The 14,007-nt window shown below is 49.6% G+C and carries 17 protein-coding genes; 6 read left to right on the forward strand and 11 right to left on the reverse strand.

Translation table 11 applies throughout. The annotated features are described in order from the left end of the window. Positions 1-31 precede the first annotated feature (31 nt). Genes gpsA through CWE09_RS08950 form a run of 3 tightly spaced genes read right to left on the reverse strand, consistent with a single transcriptional unit; the run spans position 32 to position 2,061 of the window. Positions 32-1,051, reverse strand: a complete 1,020-nt coding sequence (gene gpsA, locus CWE09_RS08940; RefSeq protein ID WP_126803618.1) for an NAD(P)H-dependent glycerol-3-phosphate dehydrogenase — start codon at positions 1,049-1,051, stop codon at positions 32-34. A gap of 11 nt (positions 1,052-1,062) precedes the next feature. Continuing rightward, on the reverse strand, positions 1,063-1,575 hold the full coding sequence (gene secB / locus CWE09_RS08945; RefSeq protein WP_126803619.1) for a protein-export chaperone SecB: 513 nt from the start codon (positions 1,573-1,575) through the stop codon (positions 1,063-1,065). A gap of 36 nt (positions 1,576-1,611) precedes the next feature. Next, positions 1,612-2,061, reverse strand: coding sequence for a rhodanese-like domain-containing protein (locus tag CWE09_RS08950; RefSeq protein ID WP_126803620.1), 450 nt, complete (start codon positions 2,059-2,061; stop codon positions 1,612-1,614). Between the two features lie 237 nt (positions 2,062-2,298). Here CWE09_RS08950 and gpmI point away from each other — a divergent pair, with 237 nt between their 5' ends. Both gpmI and CWE09_RS08960 read left to right on the forward strand, forming a co-directional pair. Next, complete coding sequence (gene gpmI, locus CWE09_RS08955; protein WP_126803621.1) at positions 2,299-3,861, forward strand: 2,3-bisphosphoglycerate-independent phosphoglycerate mutase; 1,563 nt, start codon at positions 2,299-2,301, stop codon at positions 3,859-3,861. Further along, positions 3,862-5,022 (forward strand): murein hydrolase activator EnvC family protein, encoded by a 1,161-nt coding sequence (locus tag CWE09_RS08960; protein WP_126803622.1) that lies wholly within the window; start codon positions 3,862-3,864, stop codon positions 5,020-5,022. It abuts the gene before it with no gap. Between the two features lies 1 nt (position 5,023). On the opposite strand, the gene CWE09_RS08965 is transcribed toward CWE09_RS08960, so the two are convergent. From CWE09_RS08965 to ftsY, 5 genes are all read right to left on the reverse strand, one after another. Continuing rightward, positions 5,024-5,275 carry a YkgJ family cysteine cluster protein gene (locus tag CWE09_RS08965; protein ID WP_126803623.1) on the reverse strand — a complete coding sequence of 84 codons (252 nt, stop codon included), beginning with the start codon at positions 5,273-5,275 and terminating at the stop codon, positions 5,024-5,026. 14 nt (positions 5,276-5,289) lie between these two features. Then, positions 5,290-6,150 (reverse strand): RNA polymerase sigma factor RpoH, encoded by an 861-nt coding sequence (rpoH, locus tag CWE09_RS08970; protein WP_126803624.1) that lies wholly within the window; start codon positions 6,148-6,150, stop codon positions 5,290-5,292. Positions 6,151-6,335: 185 nt separating this feature from the next. Beyond that, entirely contained in the window at positions 6,336-7,322 is a 987-nt protein-coding gene (gene ftsX, locus CWE09_RS08975) for a permease-like cell division protein FtsX (RefSeq protein WP_126803625.1), read from the reverse strand. Next, the gene (gene ftsE, locus CWE09_RS08980) at positions 7,319-8,023 is read right to left on the reverse strand and encodes a cell division ATP-binding protein FtsE (protein WP_126803626.1); all 705 of its coding nucleotides are present in this window, start codon (positions 8,021-8,023) and stop codon (positions 7,319-7,321) included. Before ftsE ends, ftsX begins: the two co-directional genes overlap by 4 nt. Before the next feature lie 3 nt (positions 8,024-8,026). Next, positions 8,027-9,259, reverse strand: a complete 1,233-nt coding sequence (gene ftsY, locus CWE09_RS08985; protein ID WP_420807990.1) for a signal recognition particle-docking protein FtsY — start codon at positions 9,257-9,259, stop codon at positions 8,027-8,029. A 68-nt stretch (positions 9,260-9,327) separates the two neighbouring features. Here ftsY and rsmD point away from each other — a divergent pair, with 68 nt between their 5' ends. Both rsmD and CWE09_RS08995 read left to right on the forward strand, forming a co-directional pair. Further along, complete coding sequence (rsmD, locus tag CWE09_RS08990; RefSeq protein WP_241974327.1) at positions 9,328-9,897, forward strand: 16S rRNA (guanine(966)-N(2))-methyltransferase RsmD; 570 nt, start codon at positions 9,328-9,330, stop codon at positions 9,895-9,897. Further along, entirely contained in the window at positions 9,897-10,208 is a 312-nt protein-coding gene (locus CWE09_RS08995) for a DUF1145 domain-containing protein (protein WP_126803629.1), read from the forward strand. Before rsmD ends, CWE09_RS08995 begins: the two co-directional genes overlap by 1 nt. Here the strand turns inward: CWE09_RS08995 and CWE09_RS09000 are convergent. Next, positions 10,171-10,791 carry a YjaG family protein gene (locus CWE09_RS09000; protein ID WP_126803630.1) on the reverse strand — a complete coding sequence of 207 codons (621 nt, stop codon included), beginning with the start codon at positions 10,789-10,791 and terminating at the stop codon, positions 10,171-10,173. The genes CWE09_RS08995 and CWE09_RS09000 overlap by 38 nt on opposite strands. A 14-nt stretch (positions 10,792-10,805) precedes the next feature. Further along, positions 10,806-11,399, reverse strand: a complete 594-nt coding sequence (locus CWE09_RS09005; RefSeq protein WP_126803631.1) for a YhgN family NAAT transporter — start codon at positions 11,397-11,399, stop codon at positions 10,806-10,808. 92 nt (positions 11,400-11,491) lie between these two features. Between CWE09_RS09005 and CWE09_RS09010 the strand changes: the two genes are divergently transcribed. Continuing rightward, complete coding sequence (locus tag CWE09_RS09010; protein ID WP_126803632.1) at positions 11,492-12,484, forward strand: pyridoxal-phosphate dependent enzyme; 993 nt, start codon at positions 11,492-11,494, stop codon at positions 12,482-12,484. Continuing rightward, positions 12,484-13,569 (forward strand): alanine racemase, encoded by a 1,086-nt coding sequence (locus CWE09_RS09015; RefSeq protein WP_126803633.1) that lies wholly within the window; start codon positions 12,484-12,486, stop codon positions 13,567-13,569. The genes CWE09_RS09010 and CWE09_RS09015 overlap by 1 nt, the downstream gene beginning before the upstream one ends. A gap of 17 nt (positions 13,570-13,586) precedes the next feature. On the opposite strand, the gene CWE09_RS09020 is transcribed toward CWE09_RS09015, so the two are convergent. After that, a complete protein-coding gene (locus tag CWE09_RS09020; RefSeq protein ID WP_198679747.1) occupies positions 13,587-13,997 on the reverse strand; it encodes a VOC family protein in 411 nt (136 codons plus the stop codon). Positions 13,998-14,007: the final 10 nt, after the last annotated feature.

Raw genomic sequence — 14,007 nt, forward strand, 5'->3', positions numbered from 1 at the left:
CTAAAAAGCAGAGACTGGCTCTGCTTTTTAGTTAAAGACTTTCTGTAGTCTGCGCGCGGCTCAATAAGTCCTGAGAAGCCTGCATCGGCTCTTTGCCTTCATAGAGCACATAATAAATTTGCTCAACAATCGGCATTTCCACATCGTACCGCTTAGCCAGCTCAAATACCTCTTTGGTATTGCGGTAACCTTCCACCGCCTGGCCGATATCAGCCATCGCCTCGTCAACACTGCGACCTTTACCCAAGCCCATGCCGAAACGGCGATTTCGGGACTGGTTATCAGTACAGGTCAATATAAGGTCACCCAGACCGGCCATGCCAGTGAAAGTTTCCGGTTTACCACCCACCGCGATACCCAGACGAGTCAGTTCAGCCAGCCCCCGGGTAATAAGCGCAGTTCGGGTGTTTGCCCCAAAACCTATACCATCAGCCATGCCGGCACCTATCGCAATCACATTTTTGACCGCGCCACCAAGCTGAATGCCAATAAAATCATCGTTCAGGTAGACCCTGAATGAGCGATCGCAATGCAGCATTTCGGACAACTCAGAGACAAAACCCGGTTGGGTAGACGCCACCGCAATAGCCGTGGGCATGCCTTTCGCCATTTCTGCTGCAAAAGTAGGTCCGGAAAGTACCGCTAAAGGCCGTTCTGGCCCCAGAATATCCACCGCCACATCAGACAATAACCGTCCGGTGCCCGGCTCCAATCCTTTAGTTGCCCAGGCAACCCTTGCTGTCGGTCGTAAATAAGGCTTGATTTGCTCCAACACCTCAGCGAAACCATAGCTGGGAACCACTATCAAAATAGTGTCTGAACCCTCCACCGCTTTTGCCAGATCGGCCTCTAACGTAATGCCATCAGGTAAAGGACAGCCCGGCAGATAACGAGAGTTTTCACGCTCGTTCTGCATATTCTGCATGTCATCGCTATTGCGACCCCACAGCGTTAAAGCTACGCCTTTACGCGCAATACAAATAGCAAGGGCGGTGCCATAAGACCCCGCCCCCAGTACGGTAATTGCGCTATTCGCTACCGTTGTATTCACTTATAACTCGCTTACGCGTCTTGCTTCTGCTCACCAGCAGCTTGTTGTTGCTGTTGCTGCTGTACGTGTTGAGCAAAGACGGCGTCAAAGTTAACCGGAGCAAGGTTAAGCTGTGGGAAAGTACCACGGGTAACCAGGCTGCTGATAGTTTCACGCGCATAAGGGAACAGAATATTAGGACAGAAAGCACCCAGTGTATGGGCGCGGTTCGCTTCTGGCATGTCGTCAGTAATACTGAAGATACCAGCCTGCGAAACCTCACATAAAAATGCAGTTTCTTCACCGACTGTGTTCTTCGCTGTCAGTGTCAAAATCACTTCATAAACGCCGTCATCCAGTTTTTTGTTGCTTACGTTCATATCGACGTTAAGCTCTGGTTTCCAATCTTTACGGAAAACATCTGGTGCATTTGGCGCTTCAAAAGAAACGTCTTTTACAAAGATACGCTGAATCGCGAACTGAGGTTTTTGCTGTTCATCTTGAGCCGCGCCATTTTGCTGCGGTTGTTGCTGTTCGTCAGCCATAATAATTTCCTACTTAAAAGTTGTTTGAATATAGTTTTATTTAGCTTTTTTGCCAGTCGTTTTCTTTTTGCTGACCGGGAAGCTTGCATTTCTCCATGCATGCATACCGCCTTGCAATACCGAGGCCTCTGAATATTCCTGCTTCGCCATGATATTTGCCGCTGTTTTGGCTTGATTACCATGATTGCATACGAAGACGATGGGGGCATCTTTGAATTTTTCAAGAGGTTTGGTTTCACCGGCACGTATTTTTTCTAGTGGAATATGTCGCGCGCCCTGAATATGACCTGCTGCATATTCTTCTTCAGAACGAACATCGACAAAAACACCATTGCGGTTTGTTGCTATGGTCGCTTCTTGTGGCGACAAGACTTTCACTGAGGAAAACCGGTACTTAACCAGGTTGGCAATCAGTAAAAGAACAATAATCACCCACGAGGTGCTTAGAATGTAATGTTCGGTGGCAAAATCTAATAATTCACTCATGAAATACTGCAACTCCTGTTGAGTCCTGACGTACCTGAGCCTGTCAGCGCCTTATCGGTGCAGTCGCATTGCCGCTGGCCGAACCCTGAAAGCAGGCAGAAAATCGAGGTCAAGAGTATACCGCCTCAAATTTGAGTTACCAGTAAAATCTGGTCTGAACGGGTGCTTCACAGGCGTAAATACAGTAAAATACTGTCATCTTTGAAAAACAGCAACTTCAGACCATGAGGCTACTTTATGAGCGCGCCGCAATCTTCAGCTAAAAAAACTCTCGCCCTGCTAATTCTGGATGGCTGGGGCATTCGCGAAGACACTACCGATAACGCCATCGCCGCCGCTCATACTCCGGTTCTGGACAGCCTCTATAAAAATCACCCTAACACCCTCGTCGACGGGTCAGGCATGGCGGTTGGTCTTCCCGAAGGACAAATGGGTAATTCCGAAGTGGGCCATGTCAATCTGGGTGCCGGACGCATCGTGTATCAGGATCTGACTCGTATCAGCAAAGCAATAGAAGACGGCAGTTTCAATCAGAACCCACAGCTGCAGCAGGCTATTAGCAGTGCCAAAGCAAATAATGGCCGGGTTCATATCATGGGTTTGTTCTCCCCAGGTGGCGTGCATAGCCATGAGAACCATATGCTGGCTATGGTAAAAATGGCTGCCGCAGAAGGTGTCGAGGATATTTTGGTCCACGCCTTCCTGGATGGTCGTGATACGCCGCCACGCTCAGCCGATGCCAGTCTGCAACGCTTTGAACATTGTTTCGCCGAATTGGGCAAGGGTCGCATTGCCAGCCTTTGTGGTCGTTATTTTGCTATGGACCGTGATAATCGATGGGATCGAGTGGAGCGCGCTTACCGGCTGCTTTGCGAAGCTAAAGCAGACTTTTATTATAACGACGCCCGTCTGGCCCTGAAAGAAGCTTACGAGCGCCAGGAAAGCGATGAATTTGTGCAGCCGAGCTGGATTGGTGAGCAGCGCCCGATTGCCGACGGCGACAGTGTGATTTTTATGAACTTCAGAGCCGACCGCGCCCGGGAATTAACCCATGCTTTTACCGACCAGGAGTTTAGCCACTTTAAACGAGACCAGCATCCGCAACTGGGTTGTTTTGTTATGCTGACCGAATTTGCCGCTGACATTAAAGCTCCAGTCGCGTTTCCTCCAGAAAGCTTGAATAACGTTCTTGGCGAGTGGCTGGCGAAACACAATCGTACCCAATTACGAATTTCTGAAACTGAAAAGTATGCTCACGTAACCTTTTTCTTTAGCGGCGGCAGAGAGAACGAATTTGAAGGCGAAAAGCGAGTGCTGATTCCATCACCTCAAGTTGCCACTTATGACCTGCAGCCGGAGATGAGCTCCACCGAACTAACCGATGCCCTGGTTGAAGCCGTTCACGGTGGCGAATTTGATGTTATTGTCTGTAATTATCCAAATGGCGATATGGTGGGCCATACTGGTAATTTTGACGCCGCGGTGAAAGCCTGTGAAGCCGTTGATCGTTGCATAGGTCGTGTAGTCGAAGCCTTGCAACAAACCGGTGGCGAATGTCTGATTACAGCCGACCACGGCAATGCCGAGCAAATGGAAGATGCCAGCACAGGACAATCGCATACGGCGCATACCAGTATGCCGGTGCCATTCATTTATGTTGGCCGCGAAGCGACACCAGTAGACGGAGGCCGATTATCTGATGTGGCACCCACTATGCTTCACTTATTAGGACTGGAACAACCTCAGGAAATGACAGGCAAAACGCTGATGCAGTTAAAACACAAGGAAAATTCAGGTTAAATGATACTCAAGCGCTGTTCCCAATTGCTGTCAGCATTTCTGTTGGCGTTATTAATGACGCTGGCTTTGCCCCTTGCTGCGGCTGACACCGAAGAAGAATATGCGCGTGCTGCAGCTGAGCTGGAAGCTCTGCAAAAGGAAATTGAATCGCGTCGCAAATCAGTGCAGCGTCGCCAGCAAAGACTGTCGGGTATCGAGCGCGACCTGCAGAGTATTGAGAGTAAAATCAACGAGAGTACGCAGCAAATTCAACGTACCGAACGTCAGCTGGAAGAAAATCAAGAGCGCATCGCTGAGTTGGAACGGGAAGAAAGCGTACTCGAAGAACAACTGCAGGTTCAGGCCGAGTTACTGGCTGATCAAATAGAAAGCGCCTACCGCTCAGGTAGTCACGATTTTGTGCAGATGCTGCTTAATCAGCAGGATCCTTCTCGTATTGAGCGCTTACTTACCTATTATCGTTATTTTAATGACGCTCGTATGCAGCAACTGCAAGAACTGCATGCTACTGAGCAGGAATTAGCGGAGGTGGTCGCGGAAGTAGCGAGACAAAGGGACAACCTGACCGCTGCCATAGCCCGCCAACAGCGTCAGCGAAATACTTTAGAAGAACAAAAAGAAGAACAGGAAAGCAGTGCTCGCCAACTACGCGTGGCGCAGCAAACGGAAGAAACCGAGCTTACCGACTTACTGCAGAATGAACAGGAGTTAACTGAACTTCTGGCAGTACTTGACGATGTACTTAGTCAGCAGCAAATCGACCTGGCGGGGCTCGGCTCTTTGCGTAATAGTCTGAGCTGGCCAACTGAAGGCTCTATTCGACATGGTTACGGTCAACGTCGCAGCGGCGAGGTAAACTGGAAAGGTGTAGTTATTAACACCAATACCGAACAGCCGGTAAAAGTTATTGCTGATGGCCGGGTTTTGTTCTCCGACTGGTTACGTGGTTTTGGTCTGGTGATTGTAGTCGACCATGGCGAAGGTTATATGAGTCTGTATGGCTATAATCAGTCGCTAACCCGAGATGTGGGTGAAGAAGTTCGTCGGGGCGATACTATTGCTTTAACCGGCCAAAGTGGAGGCCAGGAAAGATCAGGACTCTACTTTGAAATTCGCCACGAGGGTAATCCCATCGATCCCGTGCGCTATATTCGTCGCTGATTTACTGGGTCAAAGATTCCAGCTGGATTAGCAGACCCAGCGCCTGCTCACGACTGTCACCACAAATATCAGCATCCGCTTTAAACTGCTCGCATACAGCCGGCCGACGTGGATCGCCGAAGAGTTTGCAAAGATTATCGTCATCTAATTGAATACAGCGGGTATTAGCGGGTTTGCCTTGCGGCATGCCTGGAATGGCAGAAGAGATAGAAGGGGCGACGCAACAGGCGCCGCACCCCTTCCGGCAGTGCATAACAAAAATGCTGGTTATAGCATGGCAGAACGTAGTTTCTTCATCGCGTTCTGCTCAAGCTGGCGAATACGTTCGGCCGAAACCTGATATTCATCAGCCAGATCCTGCAGGGTAATTTTCTTATCGTCTAACCAGCGCGAACGCACTATGTGCTGACTACGGTCATCCAGTGCTGACAAAGCATGACTCAGACGCCGGTTTGAATGCGCGTCCCAGTTTTCACTTTCTACCTGAGTCGCAACATCTGCACTTTTATCTTCCAGATACTGAGCCGGCGAAAAAGCCGCGCCTTCACGTGCATCATCGTCATCTGAACTCAGTTCAAAAGCCGGGTCATGAGCCGCCATACGCGACTCCATTTCCATAACCTCTGCACTGCTCACACCTAAAGCTTCCGCAACAGTATCTACTTCTTTACGGTTAAACCAACCCAGGCGCTTTTTCGCTTTGCGCAGATTAAAAAACAACTTACGCTGAGCTTTGGTCGTGGCGACTTTAACAATGCGCCAGTTGCGTAATACAAATTCGTGAATTTCAGCTTTAATCCAGTGAACGGCAAAAGAAACCAAACGCACCCCTACAGTAGGGTCAAAACGCTTAACCGCTTTCATCAAACCGATATTGCCTTCCTGAATTAAATCAGCCTGCTGCAGACCATAACCGGAATAGCCGCGAGCGATATGCACGACAAAACGCAGGTGCGACATAATGAGCTGCTTTGCAGCCGCAAGATCACCTTCATTCTGCAGACGTTCTGCCAGTGATTTTTCTTCGTCAGCACTCAGCATTGGTATGCCGTTTACCGATGAAATATAGGCTTCCAGACTACCACTACGTGGAACCGCTAATGCCATCGAATTTATCTGCGTGCTCATTGAATGTCCTCACTCACGATGAATATAGCTACTACTAAATCCCTTCCCGGGACTGCTACTTAGAACCAGACTACACGAAAAAGTTCCAATAGGGGTTAGTATACTAGCAGAGACCCCGACGATCTCAAGCGCTATATATATTGCTTTATTGTAAGCTATTGTACGAAAAAAAGATTACAACTGGATTACCGTGGTTCAATTTCCGCCACATGCCGACGCACTGCCAGCCAGGACCCCAACAATCCCAGTCCTACCGCGATACACCAGAGTATAAGTAATTCATTAAAAGTCAGGCCCTGCAAACGAAACTGGCTATCATACAGCTCAGTCACCCTAAGCACGGCAGCGCGCAACCACCAGACCAAGAGAATGGTGGCTATCCAGGCGATAAAACCACCCACAATGCCATACCATGCTCCGGTATACAGGAAAGGGCGCTGAATATAGCTATTGGTGGCCCCTACCAGCTTCATGATCATGATTTCATCGCGCCGGTTAAGAATGCCCAACCTTATAGTGTTGCCGACAATCAGTACTACCGCTATACACAACAATAAAGCCAGCGCCGCCAGGGAGTCTTCAACCAGGCGCACTAACGCATGCAACCGTTCTATCCAGTCCAAATCCAGTTTCGCGTCGGTGACCTCGCTCTCACGTTCCAGACTGGCCTGTAAATCAGCGGCCCTGTTAGAGCTCCTATAGTCCGTCGCGGGAATAACTAATAAAACATCCGGCAATGGATTGCTTTCCAGATAGTCAATGGCGCTGCCAAAACCCGAGTATTCACGGAATTCCCGTAATGCTTCATCGCGGGAAATCCAGCTGACACTACTTACTTCATCTTTAAGCTCAACCCGACGCTTAAAAGTCTCCACCTGTTCGGTGTTCAGCTCTTTTTGTAGAAACAGCGTAATCTCCGACGCGGTTTCCCATTGAGCACCCACCGCCTGGCTGTTTTTGACGACCACATACAAAGTAGCAGGCAAGGTCAGGCTAAGTCCTAACACAGCAATGGTCATCATCGACGCAAAAGGTGTACGTGCCAGCTCGCCTAAACTACCAATGGCCTGTTGTGCATTAGTCACCCAGAACATGATAAAACGCCGGAACTGAGTGATTTGATTAGTCACCGCCCCTTGTTTAGGACTTTTATTGCGAAATAAAAAACTCATAGTGCGCCACCGCGCTCAAAACCAGCATGCGAATCGCTGGCCAGGCCGTCATCGATCATGCGGCCGTCTTTTAAGGTAAGTGTGCGATAACGCATACGAGCGATAAGACCTAAGTCATGGCTGGCAATTAAAACGGAAACTCCAACGCTATTGAACGACTCAAATAACCGCATGATATCCATGGAAAGTTTAGGATCCAGATTACCGGTAGGCTCATCCGCCAGCAGCAGAGGTGGCTTGTTCACAATAGCCCGCGCGATACCAACCCGTTGCTGCTCACCACCGGACAGCATGATTGGATAATGACGCTCTTTACTACTCAGGCCGACTTTATCCAGCGCCGCCTGCACCCGCTTGCGGGCTTCTTTATGGCTATAACCTTCAATCAATAATGGTAGTGCCACATTGTCATGTACTGTTTTATCCATCAGCAACCTGTGGTCCTGAAAGATCATACCGATATCGCGACGTACAAAAGGTACTTGCCTGCTTTTCACTTTACGTAAATCATGACCGTTAATCAGGACCCGCCCTACAGTTGGACGCTCCATCAGAGCTATCAAACGCAGTAAGGTACTTTTCCCCGCTCCTGAGTGGCCAGTCAGAAACGCCAGTTCTCCGGCGCGCAGATGAAAATTGACCTGGTTTAAGGCCTGAAAACCGCCGGGGTATGTTTTACTGACCTGCTCAAATTTAATCATTAATTACGCCTGCTCTGAATGCTCCGCATCTGCAAACAATGCGTCAATAAATTCGCTTGCAACAAAAGGCCGCAGATCATCCAGCTGCTCACCCACCCCAATATAGCGAATAGGAATGGCAAACTGATCTGCCAGACCGAAAATAACCCCACCCTTAGCGGTGCCATCCAGTTTTGTCATCACCAGTCCGGTTACACCAACCGCCTGGTTAAATAAGTTCGCCTGACTGATTGCATTCTGACCTGTTCCGGCATCCAGGGTCAACATGATCTCATGCGGAGCATTTATATCTAACTTCTTCATTACCCGAACTATTTTTTTCAGCTCTTCCATCAAATTTGCTTTGTTCTGTAGCCGGCCTGCGGTATCCGCTATCAGAACATCCACTTTTCTTGCTCTGGCCGCCTCAACTGCATCGTAAATAACAGACGCACTATCCGAGCCAGTATGCTGGGCAACGACCGGAATATCATTACGTTCACCCCAGACCTGTAATTGCTCTACAGCCGCCGCCCTGAAGGTATCACCAGCGGCCAGCATGACGGACTTACCCTCGCGCTGGAACTGTTGCGCCAGTTTACCTATGGTGGTGGTTTTTCCCACGCCATTTACCCCCACCATCAGAATAACCATAGGCCCATCAGCCTGATCCAGATCCAACGGTTTGCTTACCGGTTGTAAAATCTCGGCCAGGTACTCTTTCAGTCGCTGATATAACAAATCAGCGTCCTGTAGCTCTTTACGTGAGGCGTGGTCAGTTAGCTCAGCAATAATTTTACGTGTTGTAGCCACGCCCACATCGGCCATGAGTAACTGAGTTTCAAGATCTTCAAATAATTCGTCGTCTATTTTTTTGCCGACAAAAACACTGCTTAAGCCAGTACCGAAAGAACTGGACGTTTTTTTCAGCCCATCACGCAGGCGTTTCCACAAACCTTTCTTTTCCTGCTCAGGTGCTGCTTTTTTGCTGGCAAGCTGCTGCTCATTTTTCTGTTGCTGCAAATGAGCCGACTCTGCCATGGCAATAGCCGCATCCTCAGTAGCATCCGCAGGACGAGAGGGTTCAACTTCAGGAGGTGGTGGGGTGACTGACTCCTGCGCTTCGGTCTCTTTATTATCTTTTTTCTTATTGCCAAAAAGTGAAGAAAGAAATGAGCTTTTTTCTGCCATAAGTCTTGTCTGCCCGCGCTGAGTGAGAAAATAGTGAGTTGCTGATTCTAGCATGGCCTTAATCATAGCTGCCAGGCGATAACCATTTCGATTTTAGTTACAATAAGGAGATGATATCCAGTAATGAGGTAAGCGTGGCAAAAGCACAACAAAAAGGCCAGATACGAATTATCGGTGGCCGCTGGCGTGGCCGTAAATTAGCGGTGCTTCACGCGGAAGGATTGCGCCCAACCGGTGACCGGATTAAAGAAACCCTGTTTAACTGGATTCAGTTTGATCTGGCTGGCAGCCGGGTGCTGGATCTCTTCGCTGGCACCGGCAGCCTCGGCTTTGAAGCCCTCTCCCGCGGCGCAGCCCAGGCAACTTTTGTGGAAACACACCTGCCTGCGGCACGCCAGTTACAGGAAAATATAGCGCTCCTGAAGGCTGAGGCCAGTGTCGAGACCCGCAGTGCAGAGCAACTGTTGCCATCACTGCCAGCCAACAGTGTTGACCTGATATTGATAGACCCCCCTTTCCAACAGGGCTGGTTACCGCGTATTATTCCGTTGCTCGAAAATTCCGGCTGCCTGACTGAACACGCACTTATTTATGTCGAATGCGAACGTCGTGAAGACTTCAGCCAGTGGCCTTCTAATTGGCACCTGCTGCGTGATAAAGAGATTGGTCAGGTGCATTTTCGCTTATTTACCAGGGAGTCCTGATGCGCTGGATAATTTATGTTGGCCAGGCTGTTTTCATTGGCCTTTGGGCTGTTCTTATAGCTAATTTAATCTGGCCTTTTCCGGGCAAAGCTTTTGCTTTGTTTACTTTGCTCTTGCTGATCGTAACCCTAATGCACCTGGTCAATGTGCTGCTCTTTATGGGCATGGTGCAAGGCCGCATGCGGCCGGATAAAAAAGATTACTGGAACGTTTTTGTGTTCGGTATTATTGGCTGGTTGATGGCTTTACGTCGCCACCAGCAAGCCCCCTCGGTTAGCGAGTCGGAGCCGCATTCTCAAGATCCTCAATAGCCAGGCCCAGGTTGCTGATACCCTCATCAGCAACCATGCCGCGCACTTGTTTAACCAATTCCGGGCTTAGCTCTTCCTGACTACTCAGGAAAGTGACCATGGCCTGCTGCATGGCAATTTCATACGCGGTCAACTCGTGCTCTTGTAGCATCTGTTCGCGGGCTTGCACTTCCATATCCGCCCCTTCACTCAACTCCAGAAAATGCGCCACACTGCCCTGGGAAACTTTAGCCACATCCAGCAAAGGACTGCCTTCTTTGTCTATGAGTCCTTGCAACATGGTGCTAATAGCAGTGCAGGCTTCCATCGCCGGGTACACCCCAAGTAAGTCATGACCGTATTCACTCGGAGTTTCATCATCCACTTTTTCCTGCCAACGCGAGAAGTTCGCTTTGCCACCCTGCGCCAGCCATTGCCAGACAACATCCAGCGCCCCCTGCAGTACTTTAGGGTCGCCAAAACCAGTAACCCGATGAAACAAATCATAATTAGGCCGCATACGTGCGCACAAATAACAGGCCAGTAAAGCCTGGTGCTCAAAAGGTAGCTCTCTGATTTGCTGAAAAGTAGTATGTTTTGTCATTCTCTCTGCCATTGTTATGCCGCCTGTTCCATATAAGCCATAATGCCATCCAGAAACATCTGCACTGCAATCATTACCAGAATCATACCCATTAGCCGTTCAATAGCATTGAGTCCTCGCTGACCTAAAGCACGCAGAAAAATGTTACTGAACATCAGGATAGTCGCTGAAATACCCCATGCGATAACACTGGCAATAGTCCAGTCCAGCATACGATCCGGTGCCTGGTTAGCGAATAAAAGCAACGCAGCCAGTAGCGACGGTCCCGAAATCAACGGAATGGCCAAGGGCACGATAAAGGGCTCATCGCCCGCGGGTAAACCCAACACCCCACCCGGCTGCGGAAAAATAAGACGTAGCGCAATAATAAACAGAATAATACCGCCAGCAATGCTAACCGATTCCTGACGCAACCCTAACCATTCCAGCAAACTGCTGCCCAAATATAAAAATAGCAGCATGACAATCAGTGCTACTACCAGCTCCCGCATCAGCACAACTTTGCGACGTTTAGGTTCTACATGACGCAGCACCGAAAGAAAGATAGGCAGATTGCCAAGTGGGTTCATGATTAACAGTAAGGTAATAGTCGCTGTTGGAATATCCAAGGCGCGCGCCTCCTCAGGCTGGCGTAAAGAATGCTCAATAGTGTACGCTGAAGGCAGTTAATTAACAAAACCGACAAGGTCTTTTTTTACTTATGAACTGGCAATACGCAGCAGGGCAAGAAGCCTTACAACTAGACTGCATTAACCGCGCACAGCAATTAATTGCGCCTTATGTAGTTCATACACCAGTGCTACAGAATGCACACCTCGATGAACTTGCCGGTGCTCAGCTTTTTTTCAAATGTGAAAACCTGCAGCGTACCGGTGCCTTTAAGTTCCGTGGCGCCTGTCATGCGCTCCTGCAATTACCCAAAGAAGTCCGCGAAGCCGGAGTTTACACAGTTTCTTCAGGTAATCATGGGGCTGCACTTGCCTGCGCTGGGCAATTGCTTAATATTAAGGTCCGCGTCGCCGTTCCCAGTTCTGGTTCAGCTGTCAAAAAAGCTAATATTGCCCGTTATGCAGCCGATATCGTCGAAATCGAGCCAGGCATGGCGGCCAGGGAAGCTATCGTCGCCCAATGGCAACAGGAAGACCCTGAAGCTCGCTTTATACCCCCCTATAACCATGAGCATATTATTGCAGGCCAGGGTACCGCTGCACTGGAGCTGATCAAAGAACAGCCTCACCTCAACTCCCTGATAGCCCCCGTTGGTGGGGGCGGTTTATTAAGCGGTACTATTATGGTGGGACATAGCCAAAGCATGGCGATTTACGCTGCCGAACCTGAACTGGCCGATGACGCCTGGGCGTCACTTGAGCAAGGACAAATCCAGCCAGCACGAGAACCAAAAACTATTTGCGACGGCCTGTTAACCTCACTAGGCGATAAAACTTTCCCCATTATTCGTGATGGTGTCGATAAAATCATTCGTGTTTCCGAACAGCAGGTAATTGAAGCGATGCAACTGATTTGGCAAGAACTCAAAGTCATAGTAGAGCCTTCTTCAGCCACTGTACTGGCCGCCGTCCTTGCACAACCTGCACTATTCCAGAAACAAAATATCGGTCTACTCCTGAGTGGCGGCAACCTGGATATCACACGCGTCCCCTGGAACAGCAGCATACTGGAGTTAGAACTTTAATGAGCACACTTAACTGGCAACATATCACAGGGCCTCGTATTCTGGTCGACACACAACGCGCTAAACGTAATATACAGCGCATGCAGGCGCATGCTGACAGTACCTCCGTCAGCCTGCGACCCCATTTTAAAACGCATCAGTCTGTAGATATAGGCCGCTGGTTTCGCGAAGCTGGCACTCAGGCTATCGCGGTATCCTCTGTCACTATGGCGCAGCAGTTTGAAAAAGCCGGTTGGCGCGACATCATGATTGCCATTCCTCTTAATCCAAGAGAACTGTCCGCTATCAACCGACTGGCCGCAGATACCCGACTGACCCTTTGTATTGAGCATGAAGACGCCCTGAATACCCTCTCGCGACTAAGCAACCCCGTTGACGTCATGCTTGAAGTGGACGCGGGTTACGGACGCACCGGTCTTGACTGCGCACAGCAAGAGCGTATTCAGGCCCTGGCTCTCTCGACACTGAACCTGCCACAAGTAAAAAATATCGGTTTGCTGTTGCATGCGGGCAACAGTTACCAGGCACGAGGTGATGATGAAATAGCACAGATACACCAGCAAAGTCTGAGCCAGGTAAGACAACTCGCCGATTTTATAAGCCTTCCTGACGGCCACCAGCTATTTATCTCAGTCGGCGACACACCAACCTGCAGTCGCATGAAAAGTTTCCCCGGGGCCGATGAAATCCGCCCCGGTAACTACGTCTTTTACGATCTTATGCAACAGCATATAGGTGCCTGTGAGTGGGACGATATTGCGCTCACCCTGGCCTGCCCCATCATCGCGCGTTACCCTGAGCGCAATGAAGTCGTGGTGCATGGCGGTGCTGTGCATTTTAGTAAAGACTATATTCAACGAGATGGAGCCCCCTGTTATGGGCAAGTCATGAAAATGACTGACCAGGGCTGGGCGGGAGAGCCTGTTGAGGGCGCCTTTGTGCACGGATTATCTCAGGAGCACGGCAAAGTGCGCATGCCCGCAGGCATGGCTGAACAAATGCAATTAGGGGATTTACTGGTGATAGCACCCGCGCATTCTTGCCTGACTATGGCCGCCATGCGCGAGTTTGTTGCTTTCGGTTAATTGCTTTCGGCTAATAGTTATTTAGCAAAAAGATTATCCATATTGGCAAAGCCTTTAAATTCAAGAGCGTTGCCGGCAGGGTCGTTAAAAAACATGGTGGCCTGCTCGCCAGGCTGCCCCTGAAAACGAATGTACGGCTTAATAACAAAGTCTATTTCAGCTTTTTCCAGCCGCTCCGCGAGCAGTTTCCAGTCATCCATTTTCAATACCACACCAAAATGAGGTACTGGCACTGCATGACCGTCTACCGGATTGCTCGCTGGTGGCAGCAAACGTTCCGGCGCCACGTGGGTAACTAACTGGTGACCATAAAAATCCCAGTCTACCCATTGATCAGAGCTACGCCCTTCGGCGCAGCCCATTAAGTCGCCATAAAAGCGACGGGCTGCGGTCAGATCATCTACCGGGATTGCCAGATGAAAAGGCATTACCTGATTG

This window comes from Aliidiomarina minuta, from assembly GCF_003987145.1.
In the GTDB taxonomy this organism is placed as follows: Bacteria; Pseudomonadota; Gammaproteobacteria; order Enterobacterales; family Alteromonadaceae; genus Aliidiomarina; species Aliidiomarina minuta.